Genomic DNA, 24,072 nt, shown 5'->3' with positions numbered 1-24,072 from the left:
GCCAGTATAACGGCGCGCCGCGGCCCCAGGCCCGCTGGCCCAGGCTCAGTGGCGCAGGTCGCGCGGACGCAGCCCCAGCACCAGCAGCGCGGCGCCGTAGGCCAGCGCACCGGCGGCCACGACCACCAGCAACAGGGCCGCGCGCCACAGCAGGCTTTCCATCACCGTCCAGTCGCCGATCCAGACGCGCAGCGCCAGCACCGCAGCAGCCATCACCGCGCAGGCCACGAGCAGGCGCAGCCAGAACCGGCCCCAGCCCGGCTGCGGCCGCATCAGCCCGGCACGTCTCAAGTACCGCCACAGCAACCACGCGTTGATGATCCCCGCCAGCCCGGTCGCCAGGGCGATGCCGCCGTGCGCGCCCTGCACGTCCCATAGCCACAGCGGGGTGGTGAAGGCGACGGTCATCACCACGTTCGCGACCACGGTGATGATCGCCGCGCGCATCGGCGTCTTCGTGTCCTGGCGGGCGTAGAAGGCCGGTGCCAGCACCTTGGTCAGCATGAAGGCCGGGATGCCGATGCTCATCGCCGCCAGGCTGATCGAGGCCATGCGCGTGTCGTGCGGCGTGAACCGTCCGCCCTGGTAGACCACGGCGGTCAGCGGCTCGGCCAGCAGGAGCAGCCCGATCGCCGCCGGCACGCCCGCCAGCAGCGCCATTCGCAGCGCCCAGTCCAGCGTCGCGCCGTAGCCCTCGCTGTCCGCGGCCGCATGCCGGCGCGACAGGTGCGGGAGGATGACCGTGCCGATGGCGACGCCGAAGAGACCCAGCGGGAACTCCACCAGGCGGTCGGACAGATACAGCCAGGTCTGGCTGCCGGTGACCAGCAGCGATGCGAACACCGTGCCCACCAGCAGGTTGAGCTGCGCCACCGAAGACGAGAACAGGGTCGGCACCATCAGCTTCGCGACCCGGCGCACATCGGGATGTCGGAAATCCGGCTTGAAGCTCGGCCGCAGCCCGAGCCGCCCGAGCGCCGGCCACAGCACCGCCAGCTGCAGCACGCCCGCCACCAGCACGCCCCAGGCCAGCGCCTTGACCGGCTCGGCGAACCAGCGCGAGACCCAGACGATGGCGACGATCATCACCACGTTGTGCAGCACCGGCGTCACCGCCGGCAGTGCGAAGCGGCCGAAGCTGTTGAGCACCGAAGCCACCAGCGCCATCAGCGAAATGGCCACCAGGTAGGGAAAGGTGATGCGCAGCATGTCGACGATGAGCGCCAGCTTCTCCGGCTCGTCGATGGCCCCTGGCGCGAACATCCGCGCCAGCAGCGGTGCGGCCAGCATTCCCACCGCGGCGAACACGAGCACCACCGCCAGCAGCGCGCCGGCCATGGCATCGAGGAAGTCCTTCAGTGCGCGCTCGTCGCCGCGCTCGCGCAGTTCGTTGAACACCGGCACGAAGGCCATCTGCACCGAGCCCTCGGCGAAGATCCGGCGCAGGTAATTCGGAATCCGGTAGGCAATGACGAAGGCGTCCATCGCCACCGAAACGCCGAACACGCGTGACTGCAGGGCGTCGCGCAGGAAGCCGGCGATCCGCGACAGCAGGGTCATGGAGCTGAAGACCGCGGTGGAGCGCAGCAGCCCGCCGCGACGGCCTCCTTGTGCCCCGCTCACGGGCCCCGCTCCACGAGCGGGTGATTCTTGACCCAAGCTCCTGATTCCCCCATACTTTCCTGCTCGCTCGACCCGAATTCCGTCTTTACACCCGCTCCCAGGATCCCATTGTGGCCAACATCAAGTCTTCCAAGAAGCGCGCCAAGCAGGCTGTCGTGCGCAACCTGCGCAACAACAGCCAGCGCTCGCAGCTGCGCACCGCCGTCAAGAAAGTGCTGAAGGCGCTCGACGCCAACGACGCCACCGGTGCCCAGGAGGCCTTCACCTCCGCACAGCCGCTGCTCGACCGTTTCAGCGCCCGCGGCCTGATCCACAAGAACAAGGCCGCCCGCCACAAGAGCCGCCTGGCCGCGCGCATCAAGGCGCTCGCCACCGCCGCCTGAGGCAAGCCGCAGCGCGTGACCTGAAAGCCCGGCCCTGGCCGGGCTTTTCGCGTGGGCGGGACCAGAAGCTCCAGCCACGGATTCTCGCTGATCTCTACGGATGGGCGCGGATAGGGCAAGAGCTTTCTTTGCCACGGATTTGCGCGGATACACGCGGATTGGTTCCAGGCAAGCGAAGGGACCACGCCTCCGGACCTGCTTTTTCTTCTGGTTTGGCTTTTGCCCCTGATCCGCGTCCATTCGCGCAAATCCGTGGCAAAAGATCGCTCCTGCCCTTTCCACCCCGCCCGCCTCAGCCCAGGGCGGCGTCAGCGGCATCGGCGGCGTCGCGGGCCTGCTCGTCGATGAAGGCCTGGACGCGGAGCATGACTTCGCGGGTGCCGTCGCTGGCGAGGCCAGAGACGACGAACCATGGCGCGGTCCAGCCCAATGCCGCCACCACGCGCTCGGCATGGGCGAGGGCGTCTTCGCGCGGCAGCAGGTCGGCCTTGTTGAACAGCAGCCAGCGCGGCTTGTCCATCAGGCCGGCGTCGAACTTCTCGAGCTCGTGCTCGATCGCGCGCACCTGGTCGGCGGCGTCGGAGCCGTCCAGCGGCTCGACCTCCACCAGGTGCAGCAGCAGGTGGGTGCGCTGGATGTGGCGCAGGAACAGCGCGCCCAGGCCGGCACCGTCGGCGGCGCCCTCGATCAGGCCCGGGATATCGGCGATCACGAAGCTGCGCGCAGGCTCCACGCTGACCACGCCCAGGTTCGGATACAGCGTGGTGAACGGATAGTCCGCGACCTTCGGCGTGGCCGCGGAGACCGCGCGGATGAGCGTCGACTTGCCCGCGTTGGGAAAGCCCAGCAAGCCGACATCAGCCAGCAGCTTCAGCTCCAGGCGCAGCGCGCGCTCCTCGCCGTCGCTGCCCGGCGTGGCCCTGCGGGGCGCGCGGTTCACCGATGTCTTGAAGTGCATGTTGCCCAGGCCACCCTGGCCACCGCGGGCCACCAGCAGGCGGTCGCCGTCGCCGACCAGGTCGCCGATCACCTCGTCGGTATCGATGTTCAGCACCTGGGTGCCCACCGGCACCATGATCACCGTGTCCTCGCCGCCCTTGCCGTAGCGCTGCTGGCCCATGCCGTCCTGGCCGCGCTGGGCGCGGAACATGCGCTGGTGGCGGAAGTCGACCAGGGTATTGAGGTTGCGGGTGGCTTCCAGCCAGACGTCGCCGCCGTTGCCGCCATCGCCGCCGTCGGGACCGCCCAGCGGAATGTACTTCTCGCGCCGGAAGCCCACGCAGCCGTTGCCGCCGTTGCCGGCGATCACGGTGATTTCGGCTTCATCTACGAGTTTCATTGGTTGGTGGCCTGGAGTCTGGGGCGGTTTTGGGCGATGCGGACACGGGCTCCGAAGCTGGTCCGGAACGCCGCCACCCGGAGCCCGGGCAGTGTAGCGGGTGCCGGGATCGATGCCCCGGCAAAGAAAAGCCCCGCCGGAGCGGGGCCCTTCGTGGAGCGTGGCGCGGGGCTCAGGCCTCGGCGACCACGTTCACGGTGCGGCGCTTCTTCGGACCCTTGGTCGTGAACTCGACCTTGCCGTCGATCAGCGCGAACAGGGTGTGGTCGCGGCCAAGGCCGACGCCCGAACCCGGGTGGAACTGGGTACCGCGCTGGCGGACGATGATGTTGCCGGCATCGATCGCCTGGCCACCATAGATCTTCACGCCGAGGTACTTCGGGTTGGAGTCGCGGCCGTTGCGCGAGGAACCTACGCCTTTTTTATGTGCCATGGCTGCTGCTCCTTACTTCTTGTCGCCACCGGCGATGCCGGTGATCTCGATTTCGGTGTAGTGCTGCCGGTGGCCCATCTGCTTGCGATGGTGCTTGCGGCGGCGGAACTTCACGATGCGCACCTTGTCGGCGCGGCCGTGGGCCTTGACGGTGGCGGTGACGGTGGCGCCGGCGAGGGCGTCGCCGATCTTGATGCCTTCGCCGTCGCCGAGCATGAGCACGTTGTCGAACGTGATCTCCTTGCCCGCCTCGACGTCAAGCAGCTCGACGCGGAGCGTCTCGCCTTGCATCACGCGGTATTGCTTTCCGCCTGTTACCAGGACTGCGTACATGACCAAGCTTCCTCTGTAGTTATTGTGGTCGCCTGCCGCCATCGAGGGCGGACAGGAGCGGAATTGTAATTGGATCAGTGGTTTCGGGTCAAACAAGGCTGAATGGGAGCTTTACTGTTGCGCACCGCACCCGGTATCCGGTAGGTTCGGCCTGGTCGGACGGGTCACAGGGGACCGTCCGCTGCAAGGACAGCAGTTGAGCTACCCGCATCGGCGCCGCTACCGCGCCGGGAGGGTCGTTGACGGTCTCTTACGGAGCGCCTCTGTACGTGCATTGCCTGGCACCAGGTACATCGCGCAAGGCCACGACAGCCCCCGGGGCTGGCACCACGCCGTGCGGTCGCGCACCTGCTTCCCATCTTGATTTCCGGGCCCGTCGCGGCCCGGCTGCCGGCTTGGCGCATCGCGCCGCCGCATCGCATTTCGCCCGTTCGCCGGTCGCCGACCCAGGTCGCGCCGCGAACGCGCGTGCAGGTTCCACTGAAGTAGCGACAGCCACTGCGTGGATGGGGCCGACGCCCTAGGGCGTTCGGATCGACGAAAGGAGAGAGGACCGAAATGACAAGCAATATCCGGAACACCACTACAACCGCGCTCGCCGTGGCGATCACCGCCGCGCTCTTCGCGGCGCCGTCATATGCGGCATTGAAGTCGCCCGCAAGTGACAGCGTCGACGCAAGCAGGATCTCGGCCAGCCGGGTCGCACCGCCGCAGAGGGCGGCTGTGAAGAAGCCCGTGTTCGGCAAGCCTGCCCAGGCCTACGGCGCGAACCTCAAGGCCCCTGCCGACGACAGCTACCGGGAATTCATCGTCAGCTTCCAGAAGGGCGCGAAGCCCGCCGCGGACCTGCAGCGCCAGCTCGACGCCGTCGGCAAGCTGATCGGTGCCCGCATCAACATCGAGCGCACCCTGGGCACGGGCGCGCAGCTCATCCGCCTGGACCGCGAGATCGACGTCGTCGCCCGCAAGCAGCTCGAAGGCGTGCTGATGCAGCGTTCGGACATCCGCGCCGTCGAGCCCAACGGCTTCGCACATCGCCTGTTCGAGCCCAACGATCCGCTCTTCCCGCAGCAGTGGCACTACCAGCCCGGCCCGATGGGCATGAACGCCGTCGAAGCCTGGGACACCTATGACGGCACGGGCTCCATCGTCGCCGTGCTCGATACGGGACAGGTCGAACACGAAGACCTGACCGGCCAGTTCATCGCCGGCTACGACTTCATCACCGACCCGGAAAACGCCCGCGACGGCGACGGCCGCGACGCGGACCCGAACGACGAAGGCGACTGGGACAGCAAGTACGACAGCTCCTGGCACGGCACGCACGTGGCCGGCACCATCGCTGCACTGACCGACAACAACATCGGCGGTGCAGGCGTGGCTCACGGCGCCAAGGTCCAGCACGTCCGCGTGCTCGGCAACCTGGGCGGCGCCTGGACCGACGTCAGCGATGCGATCATCTGGGCGTCCGGCGGCACCGTCGACGGCGTGCCCGACAACGCGACCCCGGCCGACGTCATCAACCTGAGCCTGGGTGGCGGCGTTGCCTGCCAGACCTTCATGCAGGATGCGATCGACATCGCCGTTGGCAACGGCACCACGGTGGTCATCGCCGCGGGCAACTCCAACTCGGACGTGGGCAACTTCAGCCCCGCGAGCTGCAACGGCGCGATGGCGATCGCGGGCACCGGCCCCGACAACACCAAGTACAGCGCGTCCAACTACGGCCTGGGCATCAGCGTCGCCGCTCCCGCGGGCGCCGGCAGCGGTTTCCCGGAAACGTCGCAGGTGCTTTCGACGATCAACCTCGGCACCACGGTCCAGGCGGGTGACGGGTATGCCTGGTATGCGGGCACCTCGATGGCGGCCCCGCACGTGGCCGGCACCATCGCGCTGATGTTGGAAGCCGCCGAAGGCGACCTCGGCCCGACCGAGATCGAGACGATCCTGCAGAACACGGGCTATGCGTCCAACGGCACGGTCACCAACTGCGATACGAGCTCGCGCTGGTGCGCTTGGCTGATCGACGCCCGCTACGCGGCCGCAGTCGCTGCGGGTAACGAGGACCTGCCGCCGACCCCGCCGGGCCCGCCGCCGCCGCCGCCGCCGGTCGAACTCGAGAACGGCGTCACGGTCGAGCTCGGTTCGATGACCGCCACCAGCGAGAAGTTCTACGTCCTCAACGTGCCGGAGGGTGCGTCCCCGCTGACCTTCGCCATGGCTCCGGGCACCGACGCGACGGGTGACTCCGACCTGTACGTGCGTTTCGGCTCGGCCCCCACGGACAGCGATTATGACTGCCGTCCCTGGACGGGCGGTGTGGTTGCCGAGGACTGCAACTTCACCAGCCCCGCAGCGGGTGAATGGCATGTCCGCATCGTCGCGTACAGCGCCTCGAGCGGCTACAGCCTGACCGGCACCTACGGTGACGACCCGCCGCCGCCGCCGCCGCCGGGCGCCGTCGAACTCGAGAACGGCGTCACGGTGACCGGCATCGACGTCGGCACGACCGAACAGGCGATGTTCTACATCGACGTGCCCGAGGGCGCGACCGATCTGAGCTTCGACATGTCCGGTGGTACCGGCGATGCCGACCTCTACGTGCTGATGGGCCAGGAGCCGACCGACACCAACTGGAATTGCCGCCCGTGGGATGTCGGCAACGAGGAAACGTGCTCGTACCCAACGCCGGATGCCGGCCGCTGGTACGCCCGCATCTACGGCTACGAGGCTGCGACCGGCGTCACGCTGACCGCCAGCTTCGTGGATGTGGGCGGCGGCGTTGCTCCGCAGGACCTGGCTGCCCGCCACGTGTTCCCGCTCAAGGGCCAGCGCATCCGTACGCAGCTCGAGTGGGTCGGTGGCGAGGGTGAACAGGTCGACGTGAAGTTCAACGGTGAGGTCGCGGCGACCGCGGTGAACAGCGGCTTGTTCACCCACACCTTCACCGCCGCCTCGACCGGTGCCGGCAGCGCGACCTACCAGGTCTGCAACGCGGGTACCACCGAGTGCTCGGAGACCATCACGGTGAACTACTCCGCGCGTCGCTGATCCAGGGCGCAGGTGTCTGACGAGGGGCCCGGTTCGCCGGGCCCCTTTTCTTTGCCCGCGGCGTGGTGTAAATCCGGTGGATTGCCCCCATCCATGGGGCTGGGTAGGCTGGTTGATCGTCCACCCTCCCCTCCCCTTCCTCCGGACCCCACCCGATGGCGTTGGACCTCATCCGCATCCGCGGAGCGCGCACCCACAACCTCAAGAACATCAGCCTCGACCTGCCCCGCGACCGCCTGATCGTGGTTACCGGCCTGTCGGGCTCCGGCAAGTCCTCGCTCGCCTTCGACACCATCTATGCCGAAGGCCAGCGTCGCTATGTCGAGTCGCTGTCGGCGTACGCACGGCAGTTCCTGAGCGTGATGGACAAGCCCGACGTCGACCAGATCGAAGGCCTGTCGCCGGCGATCGCGATCGAGCAGAAATCGACCTCGCACAACCCGCGCTCGACCGTGGGCACGATCACCGAGATCTACGACTACCTGCGCCTGCTGTACGCCCGCGTCGGCCAGCCGCGCTGCCCCGACCACCAGTACCCGCTTGAAGCGCAGACCGTCAGCCAGATGGTCGACCAGGTGATGGCGCTCGCCGGCGATCCCGCGAACGCCGAACGCCGCTGGATGCTGCTGGCGCCGGTGGTGCGCGAGCGCAAGGGCGAGCACGCCCAGGTGTTCGAACAGCTGCGTGCGCAGGGCTACGTGCGCGTGCGCGTGGACGGCGAGGTGCATGAAATCGACGCCGTGCCGCCGCTGGCGCTGCGCCAGAAGCACACCATCGAAGCCGTGATCGACCGCTTCCGCGTGCGCGAGGACATGCAGCAGCGCCTGGCGGAATCCTTCGAGACCGCCCTCAAGCTGGGCGACGGCATGGCCGAGGTGCGCGCGCTCGACGGCGACGCGGCCGAGCCGCTGCTGTTCTCGTCGCGCTACAGCTGCCCGGTCTGCGATTACGCGCTGCCCGAACTCGAGCCGCGCCTGTTCTCGTTCAACGCCCCGGCCGGCGCCTGCCCGACCTGCGACGGCCTGGGCGTCAGCCAGTTCTTCGACCCGACACGGGTGGTGGTCCACCCGGAGCTGTCACTGGCCGCGGGCGCGGTGCGCGGCTGGGACCGACGGAACCACTACTACTTCCAGCTCATCGCATCGCTGGCGCGCCACTTCGGCTTCGACGTCGACACCCGCTGGCAGGAGCTCGGCGAGGACGTCCGCCAAGCCGTGCTCTACGGCAGCGGCGACGAGATGATCGCCTTCACCTACGTGACCGAAAGCGGCGTGCGCAGCAAGCGCCGGCACCGCTTCGAAGGCATCGTGCCCAACCTCGAGCGCCGCTACCGCGAGACCGAATCCGCGGCCGTGCGCGAGGAACTGGCCAAGTACATCAGCGAGCAACCCTGCCCCGACTGCGGCGGCGCGCGCCTGAACCGCTCCGCGCGCAACGTGTTCGTGGCCGAGCGCGCGATGCCGTCGATCGTGGTGCTGCCGATCGGCGAGGCGCTGCGCTTCTTCAGCGAGCTCGTGCTTCCCGGCTGGCGCGGCGAGGTAGCCGAGCGCATCGTGAAGGAGATCCGCGAGCGCCTGGGCTTCCTGGTCGACGTCGGCCTCGATTACCTGACGCTGGAACGCAAGGCCGACTCGCTGTCCGGTGGCGAGGCCCAGCGCATCCGCCTCGCAAGCCAGATCGGCGCCGGCCTGGTTGGCGTGATGTACGTGCTCGACGAACCCTCGATCGGCCTGCACCAGCGCGACAACGAGCGCCTGCTGGGTACGCTCACCCGGCTGCGCGACCTCGGCAACACCGTGATCGTCGTCGAGCACGACGAGGACGCGATCCGCCTGGCCGACCACATCATCGACATCGGGCCGGGAGCCGGCGTGCACGGCGGCGAAGTCGTCGCCCAGGGCAGCTACGAGGACATCCTGGCCGCACCGCGATCGCTGACCGGCCAGTACCTGTCGGGCCAGCGCAGCATCGCCATCCCGGCGACGCGCCACGCGCCGAACCCGAAGCTGGAACTGCGCCTGCTCGGCGCCACCGGCAACAACCTGAAGGATGTCGACCTGGTCATCCCCAACGGGCTGTTCACCGTGGTCACCGGCGTTTCCGGATCCGGCAAATCGACGCTGATCAACGACACCCTGTATGCGCTGGCCGCCAACGAGATCAATGGCGCCTCGCACAAGCCGGCGCCGTTCCGTTCGGTCGAAGGCCTGGACCTGTTCGACAAGGTGGTCGACATCGACCAGTCGCCGATCGGGCGCACGCCGCGCTCCAACCCGGCGACCTACACCGGGCTGTTCACGCCGCTGCGCGAGCTATTCGCGCAGGTGCCGGAGTCGCGCGCCCGCGGCTACGGGCCGGGACGCTTCAGCTTCAACGTCCGCGGCGGCCGCTGCGAGGCCTGCCAGGGTGACGGCCTGATCAAGGTCGAGATGCACTTCCTGCCCGACATCTACGTGCCCTGCGACGTCTGTGGCGGCAAGCGCTACAACCGCGAGACGCTGGAGATCCGCTACAAGGGCCTGAACGTGCACGAGGTGCTGGACATGACGGTCGAGGCCGCGCTCAACCTGTTCCACGCGGTGCCGGCGCTGGCGCGCAAGCTCGAGACCCTGGCCGATGTCGGCCTGGGCTACATCCGCCTCGGGCAGTCGGCGACCACGCTCTCGGGCGGCGAGGCGCAGCGCGTGAAGCTGTCGAAGGAGCTGTCGCGCCGCGACACCGGCCGTACGCTGTACATCCTCGACGAACCCACCACCGGCTTGCACTTCCACGACATCGACCATCTGCTGGGCGTATTGCACAAGCTGCGCGACGACGGCAACACCGTGGTGGTGATCGAACACAACCTCGACGTCATCAAGACCGCCGACCGGGTCATCGACCTCGGTCCCGACGGCGGCCACCGCGGCGGCGAGATCATCGCCCAGGGCACGCCCGAAGAGGTCGCGGCGATGCCGCAGTCGCATACCGGGCGCTTCCTCGCGAAACTGCTCGCGGAACAGACGGCGCGCACGACCACGACTCCGGTGGCCGACGCACCACGCCCGCGCTCGCGCGGCAAGACCGGCACCCCCACCCGCCGCCGCAAGGCCAGGGACATCTCCTCATGAACCGTGAGCCCGCCGAGCACGGCAAGCTGCTCCACCGCATGCCCATCGCGCTGCGCTGGCGCGACCTCGATGCCTTCAACCACGTCAACAACTCCAACTTCATGACTTACCTCGAGGAGGCGCGGATCCGCTGGTTCGAGTCGCTGGACGAGCCTTGGGTGACCGATGAAACCGCTCCGCTGCTTGCGGCGGTGCAGATGAACTACCGGCATCCGATCCCCTACCCCGGCGCGATCGTGGTGGAGCTCACCGCCGACCGCGTGGGCACCAGCAGCGTCACCATCGGCCACCGCATCACCAGCGCCGACGGCACCGTGCTGCACGCCGACGGCCACGTGGTCATGGTCTGGATCGACCGCCGCAGCGGCCGCCCGACCCCGCTGCCCGACGCCGTCCGCAGGATCGCCGGCGACTGAAGGCGCGCGGCTCAGCCCGTCCCCACCCCGTCGGCCTGGCCACGCAGGCCATGGCGGTTCATCAGCCTGTACAGCGTGACCCGCGAGATGCCGAGCTCCCGCGCCGCAGCCTGCAGTCGGCGGCCGTTGCGGGCCAGGGCGCGCTCGATGGCCACGCGCTCACCCTCCAACCGTGCTTCGACCAGTGTCTGCGTCACGGGCGGAGCATCCTCGAGCCGCAGGTCGCGGGCGGTGATGCGGGATCCCTCGGCCATCACCAGCGCCTGGCGCACGCGATTGACCACCTCGCGGACGTTTCCCGGCCATGGATGGTCATGCAGTGCCCGCCGGGCTTCGGGGGTGAATCCGCGCACGCGGCCACCGCCCTCGCCAGCATGCCGCGCCAGCGCCCAGTCGGCCAGCAGCGCGATGTCGCCGTCGCGCTCGCGCAGCGGCGGCATCCACAGCTCGATCACCCGCAGCCGGTGGTAGAGATCCTCGCGGAAGCGGCCGCGTTCCATCGCCTCCCCCAGGTCGACGTGGGTCGCGCAGATGATGCGCGCATCCACGGCGATGTCATCGTGGCCGCCCAGGCGCTGGATCGTGCCCTGCTCGAGGAATCGCAGCAGCGAGGCCTGCGATTCCAAGGGCAGGTCGCCGATTTCGTCGAGGAACAGGGTGCCGCCGTCGGCATGCTCGAAGCGGCCGCGCTTGCGCTGGATCGCGCCGGTGAAGGCCCCGCGTTCGAAACCGAACAGCTCTGACTGCAGCAGGCTGCCGGGGATCGCGCCGCAGTTGATCACCACCAGCGCTCCGTTCCGGCGCGTGGAGTGGCGATGGATCGCCGCGGCCGCCAGTTCCTTGCCGGTGCCGGTTTCCCCACCGATGCAAACCGGCGCGCCGGTCAGGGCCACGCGCCGCAGCTGCCGGTACAGCAGGCGCATCGCGGGGCTGTCCCCGATCATCCCGTCCAGCGAAGGCGGTGGTGGCACAAGGACGTCCTCGTGCCTGCCCAGGCGCGCCATGCCGTGGGCGTGGCCGAGCACCGTGGCCAGCAGGCCATCCTCGCAGGGCAGGACGACGTAATCGTGGCAGAGATCGCGGACCAGGTTGCGCACGACGTCCAGCCGCACCTGGCCTGGCGACAGTCCCGCGACCCAGGCGCGCTCGCCGCGGCCCAGCACCTCGCGGATGCACTGCAGCGCCGCCGGCGCCGGCTCATGGCAGCCCCGCAAGTCGACCAATCCGGCACAGCAGTGGCGGCCGCCATCGGCGAAGAGCTGCGGCACCGCCTGCGCGCCCGAGATCATCAGGGGCTGCCAGCCGCGCTGGCCGAGGCTCGATGGCAGGGTCGCATCCGTGCGATCACCCGCCACCACCCAGTGGATGAAATCGCGCACTCCGCTGCATCCCGGCATTCGCCTGCGCTGCACCCGCCCCCTGCGGATGGCCTCCGTCCCGTGTCCACCCCAAGCAACGCGGGGCCGCGAAGCGGCCGGACACCGGCGTGCCTGAACAGGGCTCAGGCGCTTAGAAGCGGATCGGAAGCCGCGCCACCAGGGTGACGTCCGGGGTATCGCGGGTCATGCCCGCCCCCAGTGCGATGTTGATGCTGGTGCGATCGCTGATGCGATAGGTGCCGCCAAGCATCAGCGTGCCCAGCACCAAGCGCACCGAGCCCGGCAGGTCGCTGCCGTTCTGCCGCGAGCGCTGGACCATGCTGTGGTCGTAGCCGATGCTGATCGCGGCGCGGTCGTTGAGCGACAGGCCGACACCGAGATTGAAGCCGAGGATGTCGCCGGCGTCGATTTCGCCTATGAACTCGGTGGTGGTCTGCGGGAAGCCTTCGGGTGCCCCGCTGAGCGTGGTGCGCGAGACGTCCTCGCGGGCGAAATTGTGCAGATAGCTCAGGCTGCCGAAGAACACCACCGGGTCGGATGCGTACATCCAGGTGACCCCCGGCTGCAGCGAGGCGAAGCCGCTGCCGGTGGGCAACTCCAGCGGCAGCCCCGTGCCGGTGGCGTTGGCGACGCAGCGCGTGACGCAGTCGGTGACGACCTCGAACAGGTCCTTGCCGGTGCGCGTCTTGTAGCGCAGCCAGGCCACGTAGAACGGCCGGTCCGCGCCCTTGTTCGGCAGCTGCCAGCGCGCGGTCAGCTCGAGGTCGCCCACGCCGCTGCCGTCGGCGCTGAACACGCTGTCCTGCGCCGACCCGGTGAAAATCTCGCGACTCACCGTGTCGCTGCGGATGTACATGTACGGCACCCTGAGCTCGAGTTCAAACCGGTTGCCGACGCCATAGCGCGCGGCCAGCCCCGCGGTCGCGCTGGTGATCTTGACCTGGCGGACGTCGATCAGGCCGATCAGGATCGCCGGGATCACGGTGTAGCCGATCAGTGCCACACGGTCGTTGGAGTAGTAGCCGGTCTGCAGCGACGGCTCCAGGATGAACGTGCCGCGCGGCGTCAGCACGCCGGGCTGGTCGAAGATCTGCGCCACCTCCGGAGGCCGCGTCGATTCCTCCGGTGCCTGCCCGACCGGCACCGCCTCGCCGGCCTGCTGCGCCACGGCCACGGCCACCGCGGCGGGCGCAGCGGCGGGCAGCGCGCCCGCGACCCCGCCCCGCGCACGCAGCCCATCGAGGCGCCAGGCATCGACGCCCGCGTCGCCGCCGTCCCAATCGGCCTGTTGGCCCTCGAGGTAACTGCGCAGGGCTTCGATCTCGCGCGCCTGCGCATCCAGGCGCGCCTCCAGTGCGCTGATGCGGCCTTCCGTGTCCGCCGCTGGCGCCGCCTGCGACCACGCGGGCAGGGGCACGGCCAGGGCCGCGGCGACGAGTGCGATCCCCTTCCATCCCCCGGCACGCATCATGGCGTCCCGGTCGCAGACAGGCCCGAACGGCCGAGGGCGTCGCTGAAGTTGATGGCCTGCAGCAGGCCCAGGGTATTGCTGGCCGCATCGATCGTGGTGGAGACGCGGATATGCACGCCGTCGAGGGTGTTCTGGAGGACCAGCCCCGCGCCGCCGCCGGCGGCATCGAAGGCATTGCCGGGCCCCACCTGCACGACCTGCAGCTGGCGCAGCTGCTCGAGTTCGCGCGCCTGCGCGGGCGTGATGCGCGCGATGTCGGGAATGTCGATCCGCAGCGATGCGACCAGTTGGCCGTCAACCCAGGCCATGCGTTCGAAGCCGAACGAGACCACCAGCCCCGACGGCAGCGCGAAACCACCGCGCATCGCGTCGAGCGTGGCCGCATCCAGCGGCGTCCATCCTGCCGGCGGCCCGCTTTCAGCGGCCCGGCCGTGCGACGGCCAGCCCACGGCCGCCAGTGCCAGCAGCGCGGTGACGATGACCTGCCACCCGATCCGGATCGTGGTTGGACTCTTCATGTCAGATGTCCCCGGGCCCGCGACGGCGCATGACCACGTCCTGCAGTCCCTGCCGCTGGACCGCGCTGGCCAGTGGCGCCAGAGGTGCCAGGCGCCAGTCGCGCGGATGATTGAAGGCCGCCAGTGCACGGCGGTTGTGGACGACGAACAGCACCCGGTTGTCCCACAGGCGATCGAAGTCGCGCCGTGTCAGCAGCCGCGTCCCGCGCGCCGGATCGCCGATGAGCACGCGCCCGTGGCGCATGCCTTTCACCACGACGAAGTGCCGGTAGCCGCGATCGTTGAGCAGGACGATCGCCGGAAGCCCTTCGGCGAGCAGGCGGTCGAGCGGCACTTCGAAACCATCGGCCGCGTAGCCCTGCGCTTCGAGATACGCACGCATGTCCAGCAGCGAGAAGCCCTCGCGGCGGATGCGGGCCTGGTCACCGCGCAGGTACATGTGCTGGAACACGTCCGCCTCGCTGACCGCTTGCCCGTACTGGAATGTCAGCAGCGTGGCCACCGCGGCGGAGCCGCAGCTGTAGTCGTACTGCTGCGGGATCGTGGTGCGGTAGCGCGCCGCCTTCAGGCTGGTGACCTGCAGCGAGTAGCTGCCACCGTAGGGCACGTGCACTTCGGTCCGCCCTGCCAGCGCCACGGCGGGAACCGCCGCCAGCCCCGCCATGCAGGCGGCCGCCAGGCAGGTCCCGAGCGCGGCGCGGGCGCGGGTCACGGGCCCGGTCCGCCGAACTGCACGTTGACCGCGGTGCCGTTCTGGATCAGCACGTTGGCACCGCTGTTCTGGATGACGGTGTTGATGCCCGCGGCGTTGCCGAAGGCGCCGCCGGTGATGGTGTTGGGGCCGCCGACGGTCCCGACGGCGGTGTTGCCGTCGACCTGGCCCTGGTTGTCGACGTCGACCACGGTGATGGCCGTGGATTCGCCACCCCGCATGGCCTCCAGCGCCGGGACGGCCACCGCCGGTCCGAAGCCTTCGACGGCTGCCGGTTCAACGGGCGGGGATGCCAGCGCGAGCACGCTGGCGAGGACAGGAATCGCAATGGCAGGCATGGCGCCCTCCTTGACAGGATGAAGCGACGCACCGCGAGCATGCCGCGGTGCGCGCCCATGCCCGGACTACGGACCGCTGGTACCCAGGTTCAGGTTGGCCTGCACGGTCACGCCCTGCTGGATCAGCGAGGATGCGCCGCTGTTCTGCGCAAGCACCATGATGCCCGCCGCCGCGTTCGCCGAACCGTCCATCGAGTTGGACATGTCGAAGGCGCCGCCGTGGGCCCAACTGGTTCCGCCCGCGCCGCCAGCACCGCCCATCCCGTCGCCGCCGGTCGCGCTGCCGCCCGAGCCGTCGCCGCCGTCGCCGCCGGTCCCGGCCGTGGCCGTCGCGTCACCGCTGCTGCCGGAGTTGTCGGCGCTGCTGTCGCCGCCGGTGGCGCTGGCATCAGCTGCCGCGCTGCTGTCGCCCGACGTCGCGATCGCATCCCCGATGCCCTCGACGTATGCGTCTGCGTCACCGGAGTCCGAGCCGGCAGCACCCAGCGCACCTGCGAGGCCCGCTGCAGCGGCATCGCCGTCGCGCGCGCTGATCGCACCGGCATCGCCGCCGTCGCCACCGTCTCCACCGTCTCCACCACCGGCCAGGGCAAGGCCACCCAGGCCAGCACCACCGTCACCGCCATCGGCGCTGCCGCCGTTGAGCGCGACGTTGCCCAGCACCAGCACGCTGTTGCCGGTGACCGCGCCGAGGAGGTTGGTCTCGGCGACCGCCGTGGAGGTGTTGAACGAACTCGCGATGCTCGTGCTGGCGCTGCTGCCGTTGTTCGCGGATGCGTTCGACAGTCCGATGCCGGCCGCGCTGCCGGCGTTGTCGCGGCTGTCGCCGCTGCTGTTGTCTTCGGTATTGCTGGCGTTGTTGTCGCCGTCACCGGTTTCAGTCTGGTCCTGTGCCCATGCCGGGGCGGACAGGCCGATGCCGAGCAGCACTGCCGCGGCCAACATGCTCTTGTGGATGCGCATTGTCATTCTCCTAGGGGGATGTCGCGCCAGCGCACAAGGGGGAGGTACGGCACGCCGGCGCGAACCTGTCTATCGCAGGTTTGGTGCCAGACCGGGAAGGCGGGCGCATGTGCTTGATCGCGCAGAATTTTTTCAGCGCCGATCGAGCGACGAACCGGGCACCCCGTATTCACCGGCACCGTCGACGCCGAAAGTGTTGCAGCGCTGATACATGCGCCCGCACGCCGGGGCGCAGGAACCGCGTGGCAGCGGCGCCGGATCCGCACGAAACGTGGCGCAGCGCGCCCACGAGGCGCCCTGCCACGATGTTTCATTCCTGGGAATCGAGCCCCCGGCCGCTGCGCGCGGCCGTCCCGGGAGCCCTCAGCGCGCGTCGGCGGCGCGCACCTCGAAGTCAGCGCCGACGCTGCGGCCGTCGGCCAGGGTGAATTCGATGCGCGCGATGTCGCCCGCCGCCAGCGGCGAGACCGGCCGCATCAGCATCAGGTGCAGTCCGCCAGGACGCAGCACGACATCGCCGCCGGCGACCACCGGCAGCTCCGCCACCTCGCGCATCCGGCTCACGCCGTCCCCCACCCGCGTTTCGTGCAGTTCGACGCTGGCGAATGCATCGCTGCGCGCGCCGGTGACGATGGCCTCCGCCGCGCAGGGGTTATCGATGCGGGCGAAGCCCGCCATCATCGGCATCGGCATCGGCGGCGAACGCAGCCAGCCGTCGATCACCCGCGGCATGCAGGTGGCATCGGCGCCGGCGCTCGCCGGTTCCGAAGCGGACGCCCCCGCAGTCGCTGCACACAGCGCCACGGCGGGAAGGACGACGCGAAGAAAGATGCCCATGCACCTATGATAACCGTCCACCCAGGCGCGGACGCGACGACGCATGACTGCACTCATCGACACCATCGCGCATGGCGCGATTACCGAACTCAGGCTCGCGCGCGCGCCGGTCAACGCGCTCAACCCGGAGCTTTGCAGGGCGCTGGCAGAGGCGGTGCCGGCGGCCATCGTGGCGGGTGCGGAAGGCATCGTGCTGTCGGGCGGCGAGAAAGCCTTTTCCGCCGGGCTGGACGTGCCGCACCTGCTGTCGCTGCAGTCGCGCGATGGGATCGGCGCGGCGTGGTCCGACTTCTTCTCGGCAGCGCGCGCGCTGGCGGCATCCACGGTCCCCGTGGTGGCGGCGATCACCGGCCACTCGCCCGCCGGCGGCTGCGTGCTCGCACTGTGCTGCGACTACCGGGTGATGGCCGAGGGGCCGTTCCGCATCGGCCTCAACGAAACCCAGGTCGGACTGGTCGCGCCGGACGGCATCCAGCACCTGATGCGGCGGACCGTCGGCATCCACCGCGCCGAGCGCCTGCTGGTCGGCGGCGAGCTCGTGGAAAGCGCGCGCGCGTTCGAGATCGGCCTCGTCGATGAACTCGCGCCGCACGCCGCGGTGGTGGCGCGCGCGGTCGCCTGGCTTGAAGCGCTGCTGGCGCTGCCGCGGAAGCCCGTGCTGCGCACCCGCGCGATCGCGCGCGCCGACCTGCACGCGGCGCTGGCGCCGGAGCGCATCGACATCGACACCTTCGTCGATGCCTGGAATGACCCGGACACCCAGGCCGGGCTGCGCGCACTGGTGGCGCGACTGGGCAAATAGACGGGGCTCAGCCGGGACCGGTGGCCACCGGGCGCGCCGGATCCTCGATCCAGCCGCTCCACGAGCCGGTGTAAAGCCCGGCGCCTTCGAGCCCGGCGTGCGCCATCGCCAGCAGGTGGTGGCAGGCGGTCACGCCCGAGCCGCACATGGCGACCGCGTCGGATGGGGAGCGCGCGTCCAGCACCCCCGCGAATTCGTGCGCCAGCGCCTCGCGCGACTTGAAGCGGCCATCGGCGATATTGAGCGCGTATGGGCGCGACACCGCACCCGGCACATGGCCCGCGCGCGCATCGATCGGCTCGACATCGCCGATGAAGCGTTCGCGCCCGCGTGCGTCGAGCAGCAGGCCGCCGGCGTCAAGATGCGCCTGCACGCGTGCGCCGTCGTATAGCCGCGCGTGGTCGAATGCCACCGGATACGGTGCGGCCGGCTCCGCCACGGGGACGTCCACCTCGACGGGCAAGCCCTGTTCGCGCCAGCCGTCGAAGCCACCGTCCAGCACCGCCACCCTTGCGTGCCCGGCCAGCCGCAGCAGGCACCAGGCCCGTGCCGCGAAGGCGCCATCGGCTGCGTCGTAGGCGACGACCTGGTGTGCCGGAGTGATGCCGCGCGTGCCGAGCACGCGTCCGAAGTCCAAGGCGTCCGGCCACGGATGGCGCCCGGCGCCGGGCACGTGCGTGCCCGACAGCTCGCGGTCGAGATGCACGTAGTGCGCGCCGGGCACATGGCCGGCACGCCAGGCAGCTTCGCCGGCGGACGGATCTGCGAGCGAGAAGCGCGCGTCGAGCACCACCAGCAAGGGGTCGCCCAGGCGCGCGGCAAGGTCGGAGGGCGGGACCAGGGTGGTCCAGTCGGGGAATGTGTTCACGGCAGGCCTCCGGCGGCCAGCAGGCGCTGGCGCAGGTTGTAGAGGATCGAGGCGGTCGCACCCCAGACGCGCTGCCCGGGAGCGGCCTCATGGCGACGGTACTCGAACACCTCGCGGTCGCGGCCCTGGTAGCGCACCGCGATCCGCTCCAGGTTCTCCGGCGCCATCAGCCAGCGCAGCGGCAGGCTGAAGACCTCGGCCACTTCGCCGGCCCGTGGCCGCGGTACGAATCCCGACGGGACCCGCGCAACCACCGGCAGCACCTGGAAGCCCGTGATCGTGGCCAGCGGATCGAGGTAGCCGAGCACATGCGCATCGACCGGGCGCAGGCCGATCTCCTCTTCCGCTTCGCGCAGGGCCGCGGCCAGCGGGCCGGCATCCCCCGGATCCACGCGTCCACCCGGAAAGCTCACCTGTCCGCCGTGGTGGCGCAGCCCGTCGTCGCGGCGGGTCAGGATGACGCGGGTTTCGCGAAGGCCGACCAGCGGCACCAGCACCGCGGCATCGGCCAGCGCGGCGCGTCCTGGCAGCAGGTCGCGCAGCTCGTCCAGGTTCCAGGCCGGACCAGCGGGCACGGCGTTGAGCGGTTCCAGCGCGGCTTGCAGCGCAGCGTCGGCAGGCCGGGGGACCATCAGCCGCGACGGGCCTCGCGCGCGGGGAGTTCCGAATCCATCATCGCCTCGCGCTGGGCATCGTCCATCGCCAGCCAGCCGGCGATTTCGTCGCCGGTGCGCAGGCAGCCGTCGCAGAGGCCGTCGTCGTTGATCGTGCACACGCCGATGCAGGGACTCTGCACGGCGCGGAAATCGGTGCTCATCGCATCCACCGGATGATTGCGGGGGCTTGAAACGCGAACGCGCCGGCACTGGGCCGGCGCGTCCGTGGAGCAGTCGCGTGCGCGGCGGTGGCCGCGCGGTGGTGCAAGGGGCGCCGGCGGCGCCCCGGGGTCACTTGACGCTGACCAGCTTGACGTCGAACACCACGGCCTGGTTGGCCATGCGGCCGGCGCGGATGTCCGTGCCATAGGCCTTGTTGCCCGGCAGCACGACTTCCCAGCGCGAGCCGGCCGGCATCTGCAGCAGCGCCTCACGCAGGCCTTCCAGCGGGATCTGGCTGACCTTCAGCTCGATCGGACCCGGGGTCTGGCCCTGCGGCACCTGGTTGGTGTCGATCAGCACGGTGCCGTCGGGCAGCGAGCCCTTGTAGCTCAGCGCGACATCGCTGGCCTGGGTCGGCTTGGCGCCGTTGCCGACTTCGATCACGCGGTACTGCACGCCGCTGGGCAGGGTCTGCACGCCCGACTTGGCGCGGTTCTGCGCAAGGTAGGTGTCGCTGGCCGCCTTGTTGGCGTCGGAGACGCGCTTGAACTCGGCCTCCATCTTGGCCTGCTGGCGCTTCTGCATGTTCTCGACGGCGGTGCGCAGGTCGTCCACGGCGACCGTGGGCTCCTTCTTGCCGTAGGCGTCCTGCAGGGCCTTGACGACCGTGTTGACGTCGATGGCTTCACCGCGCTCGGTCAGCTCCGCAAGCTCCGCGCCGGTGTTGTAGCCGATCGCGTAGCTGAGCTTCCCTTTCTCGGAAGTGGTGTCCTGGGCGGCGGCGGTACCGGCGACCAGGGTGGTGGCCGCAAGGGCGGCGGCGAGCAGGCGCAACTTCATTCGTGGGACTCTCCGGAATTGCAGATTGGGTGGGTCCAAGACGCGGCGGGGCGGTCTGGCCGCCCCGTCTGGACACGTTAGGATACTGGCCCCAGCGCTTAACCGCCACTGACACCGCAGCATCCGACCCCGCCCGGCACGGGAAGTTCCCGCCCCGGGCCCGACCACGGGAATCCCATGTCCGAACTCGTCCTGACCACCGACCGCGGGGCCGTCCGCGTCCTCGCCGTGAACCGCCCCGACAAGCTGAATGCGCTCAACCGGGCCACGCTTGAAGCCCTGCACGCCGCCTTCGACGCCGCCGCGGCCGACGACGCGGTGCGTGCGCTGGTCCTCACCGGCAGCGGCAACAAGGCCTTCGTCGCCGGTGCCGACATCGCCGAGATGTCGGAACTGAGCGCGGTCCAGGCCCGGGACTTCTCCCTGGTCGGCCAGCGCCTGATGCGCCGCATGGAGCGCATGCCCAAGCCGGTGGTGGCGATGGTCAACGGCTTCGCCCTGGGCGGTGGCCTGGAGCTGGCGATGTGCTGCCACCTGCGCATCGCCGCCGACACCGCGAAGCTGGGCCTGCCCGAAGTCACCCTGGGCCTGCTGCCGGGCTTCGGCGGCAGCCAGCGCCTGCTGCGCCTGGTCGGCCGTGCCTTCGCACTGGAGCTGACGCTCACCGGTGCGCCGGTGGACGCCGCGCGTGCGCTTGCGCTTGGCCTCGTCAATCGCGTGGTGCCCGCCGACGGACTGGAGGCGGAGACCATGGCCCTGGCCACGAAGCTCGCCGGCAACGCGCCGCTGGCGATGCGCGGGATCCTCGATGCCATCCACGTCGGCGGCGAGTGCGCGATCGACGACGGCCTCGAGTACGAAAGCGCGCAGTTCGGCCTCGCGTTCTCCACGCAGGATGCGCGCGAAGGCATGAGCGCCTTCCTCGAACGCCGCAAGCCGGCGTTCAACAACCGCTGAGCCGGGGCATGGTGGTGGACCATCCACGCAGCGGGCCCGATCTTTCGGCCGCCAATGCCGCGTTGGCGCCGGACGCGGCACAGGCGCAGCGCATCCTCGCGCTGCTCCGCGGCGACGACGTCGATGCGGCGATCGCGGCCGGCCTCGCCGGCTTCGTGCCCCTGGGCGAGCTCGACGACCTCTCCAACGGCGCGCTGGTCGCGGCGCGTGATCGCCTGCTCGCGGCCTGGGCTGCGCGCGAACGCCACCGCGCGCGCGCGATGCGCCTGGAGCGGATCGCGGACGAGCGCAGGCGGGCACGATTGCCTTCGCCCGGCCCGGTCGCGGTCGACGAGGGAGTGACCGCGGACGTTGCCGCTCCGACCCGAGCACCCAGCCCGTCCCTGCCTCCCGCGGCGGCCGCCGCACTCGCCCGCGCGAAGGCTCGGGCATCGGGGCGCGAATCGTGAGCGTCGTGCGTGAACGCCGCGGCCGGGTCATGCCCAATGCACACGTGCGCGAGATGTTCGCGCGCCTCTCGGAGCTCAACCCGAAGCCGACCACCGAACTCGAGTATTCGTCGCCCTACGAATTGCTGGTGGCGGTAACGCTGTCGGCGCAATCCACCGACGTGGGCGTCAACAAGGCCACGCGGCGCCTGTTCCCGGTGGCCAACACGCCGGCCGCCATCGCCGCGCTGGGCGAGGACGGACTGAAGCGCTACATCAGCACCATCGGCCTCTACAACGCCAAGGCCGCCAACGTGGTGGCGATGGCCAAGCTGCTGCTCGAGCGGCATGGCGGCGAGGTGCCGCGCACGCGCGCGGAGCTGGAGGCGCTGCCGGGCGTGGGGCGCAAGACCGCCAACGTAGTGCTCAACACCGCGTTCGGCGAGCCGGCCATGGCGGTGGATACGCACATCTTCCGCGTCTCCAACCGCACCGGCCTGGCACAGGGCAAGGACGTGCGCGCGGTGGAGGACCGGCTGCTGAAGCGGGTGCCGGCGGACTACCTGCACGACGCCCACCACTGGCTGATCCTGCACGGCCGCTACGTCTGCAAGGCACGGCGGCCGGAGTGCGGGCCCTGCGTGATCCGCGACCTGTGCACGTATCCGGACAAGACGCCGCCCGCCGCCTGAAACGGCGGACGGTTCGCGGGGCTCAGCGCGCCGCGGTGTACGTCACCGTGACGTTGGGATCCAGCGGCAGCACGGTCTTGCTGGAGAAGCGCAGCGCGTCCGGGCCGGTCCAGCTGCAGGCCGCGGTGTCGGACGTCGGGCCGAGGTAGCACACCGGCCACAGCAGGGTCGACGGCACCGCCTTTCCGGCGACGTGCTCCGGCGAGAAGCGCCACTGCCGCGATACGTCCGCGGCGGCCGCCGCCATCGCACGCGAGACCGATCCGGTGGCGGCGTGGACGTCGGATGCACGCACCGCGCCATCGGCGCCGACTTCGAGCCGCAATACCACCATGCCCTCGTGGCCGGCCAGCTGGTCGCGCATCGGATAGTCGGGCGGAGTCATGGCCGCCAAGGCCGGACCGGTCGTGGCCGAGACGACGTCATAGGCGCCTCCGGCCGTCTCGTCGACCACCACGCGCAGGTAGGTGCTGGCGATGCCGTCGTCGGGCGTGCCGGAGTTGAACACCCAGCCGCGGATTTCCGACGCCAGGGCATCGCCGGCGGCGCCCGGGGCAGAGCCGTATGGCGACAGGCCCGCGATCTGGCCATCGGCACCGAGTTCGATGGCGAAGGTGTAGACCTGCTGCGTGGACGCCGGCGCGACGTCCGACGCCACGGCCGCGAACGGCAGTGCCAGGAAGAGGAAAACGGGAAGGGCGATCCGCTGCATGGTGGTGCTCCGCGCGCTGGCGCATAGAGGTGATGCACCGATCACACTACGCCCGCAGATGTCGTGGGTTACACCTCCATGACAAAGACCTTCGGTATTGACCAACGGTATCAATGTGCCGACAAGCGGTCGATCAGGCGTGCCTCCCAACCCGCAGCCACTTGGTGGCCACCCACTTCTCACCCTCGCCCACGGGCGCGCCACCGTGCAGGCTCCCGGTCATGGGATGCGGCCGGTCGTAGGCGAAGAACACGGCATTGCCCTTCACCGCCGCGACCTCGAAGCGCGCATCCGGGAACGTCGTCGCGCCGCCCCGGACCGGCGTGTTGAGGTACATCACGATCGAGGCCACGCGCTGGCCACCGCGCGACAGCGCGACATGCGCACCGGGCCGGTCGGGATCGAAATAGTCGTAGTGCGGCTTGTACTGGGCACCGGGACCGTAACGCAGCAACTGAAGTCCTTCGCCGTTCTCGAGCGGCCAGTCGACCAGCGCCGCCAGGCGGCGCTCGATCCGTGCACACAGCGCGTTCTCGCCGCGGCGGAAGAACGTGCCTTCGCTGCTGCGCGCCTCGTGCGCCTCATCGGCGCCGGTATCGGGATTGAACACCGCCGAAGGCCGGAGGCGCTCCCGCCCCATCGCCACCAGCGCATCGCACTCGTCGTCCGACAGCACGCTGCCGAACACGACCACGCGCGGGTGCAGCATGTTCGCCAGCACCACGACCTCGCGGTCACCGGCGTCGATCACCGAAGGCCCGTTCATCACCAGGGGTGACGGCACCTTCTCGGGCGGCGGCAGGCCATGGTCACGCGCATGCGCTGCGAGGTGCGCGCGCATCGCATCTTCCAGCGCAGCCACGGCCCCGTCCTCCGACCAGCCGCGACCGACCATGGCCCCGACCACGTCTTCGGGCGACGCGCCCGCCTGCACCTGTCCGAGCAACCACTGCAACGTGGCGTCATCGATACCGGACTTGTCCATGCACGCACCTTCGAACCCTGTGTGTCAGTGCGCCAGCAAGCCCCGCGGACATGACAAATGGATG

General features: G+C 69.9%; 23 protein-coding genes and 1 pseudogene. 8 read left to right on the top strand and 16 right to left on the bottom strand.

What is annotated here, in order from left to right; all coding sequences use genetic code 11:
• Nucleotides 1-45: 45 nt before the first annotated feature.
• A complete protein-coding gene (murJ, locus tag ACW5E8_RS03555; protein ID WP_456964112.1) occupies nt 46-1,623 on the bottom strand; it encodes a murein biosynthesis integral membrane protein MurJ in 1,578 nt (525 codons plus the stop codon).
• A gap of 110 nt (nt 1,624-1,733) precedes the next feature.
• On the opposite strand from murJ, the gene rpsT reads away from it, so the two are divergent.
• Entirely contained in the window at nt 1,734-2,006 is a 273-nt protein-coding gene (gene rpsT / locus ACW5E8_RS03550; protein ID WP_456964111.1) for a 30S ribosomal protein S20, read from the top strand.
• Nucleotides 2,007-2,298: 292 nt separating this feature from the next.
• On the opposite strand, the gene cgtA is transcribed toward rpsT, so the two are convergent.
• From cgtA to rplU, 3 genes are all read right to left on the bottom strand, one after another.
• Nucleotides 2,299-3,345 carry an Obg family GTPase CgtA gene (gene cgtA, locus ACW5E8_RS03545; RefSeq protein ID WP_456964110.1) on the bottom strand — a complete coding sequence of 349 codons (1,047 nt, stop codon included), beginning with the start codon at nt 3,343-3,345 and terminating at the stop codon, nt 2,299-2,301.
• A 172-nt stretch (nt 3,346-3,517) separates the two neighbouring features.
• On the bottom strand, nt 3,518-3,778 hold the full coding sequence (rpmA, locus tag ACW5E8_RS03540; protein ID WP_132984603.1) for a 50S ribosomal protein L27: 261 nt from the start codon (nt 3,776-3,778) through the stop codon (nt 3,518-3,520).
• 12 nt (nt 3,779-3,790) lie between these two features.
• Nucleotides 3,791-4,111, bottom strand: coding sequence for a 50S ribosomal protein L21 (gene rplU / locus ACW5E8_RS03535; protein WP_456964109.1), 321 nt, complete (start codon nt 4,109-4,111; stop codon nt 3,791-3,793).
• A gap of 558 nt (nt 4,112-4,669) precedes the next feature.
• Here rplU and ACW5E8_RS03530 point away from each other — a divergent pair.
• From ACW5E8_RS03530 to ACW5E8_RS03520, 3 genes are all read left to right on the top strand, one after another.
• Nucleotides 4,670-7,162, top strand: coding sequence for a S8 family serine peptidase (locus tag ACW5E8_RS03530; protein WP_456964108.1), 2,493 nt, complete (start codon nt 4,670-4,672; stop codon nt 7,160-7,162).
• Nucleotides 7,163-7,317: 155 nt separating this feature from the next.
• Complete coding sequence (gene uvrA, locus ACW5E8_RS03525) at nt 7,318-10,272, top strand: excinuclease ABC subunit UvrA (RefSeq protein WP_456964107.1); 2,955 nt, start codon at nt 7,318-7,320, stop codon at nt 10,270-10,272.
• Nucleotides 10,269-10,688 carry an acyl-CoA thioesterase gene (locus ACW5E8_RS03520; RefSeq protein WP_456964106.1) on the top strand — a complete coding sequence of 140 codons (420 nt, stop codon included), beginning with the start codon at nt 10,269-10,271 and terminating at the stop codon, nt 10,686-10,688. Before uvrA ends, ACW5E8_RS03520 begins: the two co-directional genes overlap by 4 nt.
• A gap of 11 nt (nt 10,689-10,699) precedes the next feature.
• On the opposite strand, the gene ACW5E8_RS03515 is transcribed toward ACW5E8_RS03520, so the two are convergent.
• From ACW5E8_RS03515 to ACW5E8_RS03485, 7 genes are all read right to left on the bottom strand, one after another.
• A complete protein-coding gene (locus ACW5E8_RS03515; protein WP_456964105.1) occupies nt 10,700-12,067 on the bottom strand; it encodes a sigma 54-interacting transcriptional regulator in 1,368 nt (455 codons plus the stop codon).
• A 130-nt stretch (nt 12,068-12,197) separates the two neighbouring features.
• Nucleotides 12,198-13,535, bottom strand: a complete 1,338-nt coding sequence (locus tag ACW5E8_RS03510) for an acetate kinase (protein ID WP_456964104.1) — start codon at nt 13,533-13,535, stop codon at nt 12,198-12,200.
• Nucleotides 13,535-14,056 (bottom strand): hypothetical protein, encoded by a 522-nt coding sequence (locus ACW5E8_RS03505; protein WP_456964103.1) that lies wholly within the window; start codon nt 14,054-14,056, stop codon nt 13,535-13,537. The genes ACW5E8_RS03510 and ACW5E8_RS03505 overlap by 1 nt, the downstream gene beginning before the upstream one ends.
• Nucleotide 14,057: 1 nt before the next feature.
• Nucleotides 14,058-14,768, bottom strand: a complete 711-nt coding sequence (locus tag ACW5E8_RS03500; protein ID WP_456964102.1) for a C39 family peptidase — start codon at nt 14,766-14,768, stop codon at nt 14,058-14,060.
• Nucleotides 14,765-15,106 carry a hypothetical protein gene (locus ACW5E8_RS03495; RefSeq protein ID WP_456964101.1) on the bottom strand — a complete coding sequence of 114 codons (342 nt, stop codon included), beginning with the start codon at nt 15,104-15,106 and terminating at the stop codon, nt 14,765-14,767. The genes ACW5E8_RS03500 and ACW5E8_RS03495 overlap by 4 nt, the downstream gene beginning before the upstream one ends.
• Before the next feature lie 66 nt (nt 15,107-15,172).
• On the bottom strand, nt 15,173-16,069 hold the full coding sequence (locus ACW5E8_RS03490; protein ID WP_456964100.1) for a hypothetical protein: 897 nt from the start codon (nt 16,067-16,069) through the stop codon (nt 15,173-15,175).
• A gap of 363 nt (nt 16,070-16,432) precedes the next feature.
• The gene (locus ACW5E8_RS03485) at nt 16,433-16,906 is read right to left on the bottom strand and encodes a copper chaperone PCu(A)C (RefSeq protein ID WP_456964099.1); all 474 of its coding nucleotides are present in this window, start codon (nt 16,904-16,906) and stop codon (nt 16,433-16,435) included.
• Nucleotides 16,907-16,949: 43 nt separating this feature from the next.
• Here ACW5E8_RS03485 and ACW5E8_RS03480 point away from each other — a divergent pair, with 43 nt between their 5' ends.
• The gene (locus ACW5E8_RS03480) at nt 16,950-17,708 is read left to right on the top strand and encodes an enoyl-CoA hydratase/isomerase family protein (protein ID WP_456964098.1); all 759 of its coding nucleotides are present in this window, start codon (nt 16,950-16,952) and stop codon (nt 17,706-17,708) included.
• 7 nt (nt 17,709-17,715) lie between these two features.
• Here ACW5E8_RS03480 and ACW5E8_RS03475 read toward each other — a convergent pair whose 3' ends face one another.
• The 3 genes and pseudogenes from ACW5E8_RS03475 to ACW5E8_RS03465 all read right to left on the bottom strand — a co-directional run bounded on the left by ACW5E8_RS03475 (nt 17,716) and on the right by ACW5E8_RS03465 (nt 20,234).
• A complete protein-coding gene (locus ACW5E8_RS03475; RefSeq protein WP_456964097.1) occupies nt 17,716-18,576 on the bottom strand; it encodes a sulfurtransferase in 861 nt (286 codons plus the stop codon).
• A pseudogene (locus ACW5E8_RS03470) lies at nt 18,573-19,393 on the bottom strand (NUDIX hydrolase). The gene ACW5E8_RS03475 and the pseudogene ACW5E8_RS03470 overlap by 4 nt, the downstream one beginning before the upstream one ends.
• A gap of 130 nt (nt 19,394-19,523) precedes the next feature.
• Nucleotides 19,524-20,234 carry an FKBP-type peptidyl-prolyl cis-trans isomerase N-terminal domain-containing protein gene (locus ACW5E8_RS03465; protein ID WP_456964096.1) on the bottom strand — a complete coding sequence of 237 codons (711 nt, stop codon included), beginning with the start codon at nt 20,232-20,234 and terminating at the stop codon, nt 19,524-19,526.
• A 177-nt stretch (nt 20,235-20,411) separates the two neighbouring features.
• On the opposite strand from ACW5E8_RS03465, the gene ACW5E8_RS03460 reads away from it, so the two are divergent.
• Genes ACW5E8_RS03460 through nth form a run of 3 tightly spaced genes read left to right on the top strand, consistent with a single transcriptional unit; the run spans nt 20,412 to nt 22,311 of the window.
• Nucleotides 20,412-21,191 (top strand): enoyl-CoA hydratase-related protein, encoded by a 780-nt coding sequence (locus tag ACW5E8_RS03460; protein ID WP_456964095.1) that lies wholly within the window; start codon nt 20,412-20,414, stop codon nt 21,189-21,191.
• Nucleotides 21,192-21,199: 8 nt separating this feature from the next.
• Complete coding sequence (locus tag ACW5E8_RS03455; protein WP_456964094.1) at nt 21,200-21,640, top strand: hypothetical protein; 441 nt, start codon at nt 21,200-21,202, stop codon at nt 21,638-21,640.
• A gap of 29 nt (nt 21,641-21,669) precedes the next feature.
• A complete protein-coding gene (gene nth, locus ACW5E8_RS03450) occupies nt 21,670-22,311 on the top strand; it encodes an endonuclease III (protein WP_456965230.1) in 642 nt (213 codons plus the stop codon).
• Between the two features lie 22 nt (nt 22,312-22,333).
• On the opposite strand, the gene ACW5E8_RS03445 is transcribed toward nth, so the two are convergent.
• The gene (locus tag ACW5E8_RS03445) at nt 22,334-23,023 is read right to left on the bottom strand and encodes a TonB family protein (protein WP_456964093.1); all 690 of its coding nucleotides are present in this window, start codon (nt 23,021-23,023) and stop codon (nt 22,334-22,336) included.
• Between the two features lie 133 nt (nt 23,024-23,156).
• Nucleotides 23,157-24,008, bottom strand: coding sequence for a 2OG-Fe(II) oxygenase (locus tag ACW5E8_RS03440; protein ID WP_456964092.1), 852 nt, complete (start codon nt 24,006-24,008; stop codon nt 23,157-23,159).
• Between the last annotated feature and the right edge of the window lie 64 nt (nt 24,009-24,072).

It is taken from the genome of Luteimonas sp. A649 (genome assembly GCF_054072735.1).
Note: the sequence above shows the minus strand (reverse complement) of the source record. Positions and strands in the feature narration are given on the sequence as shown.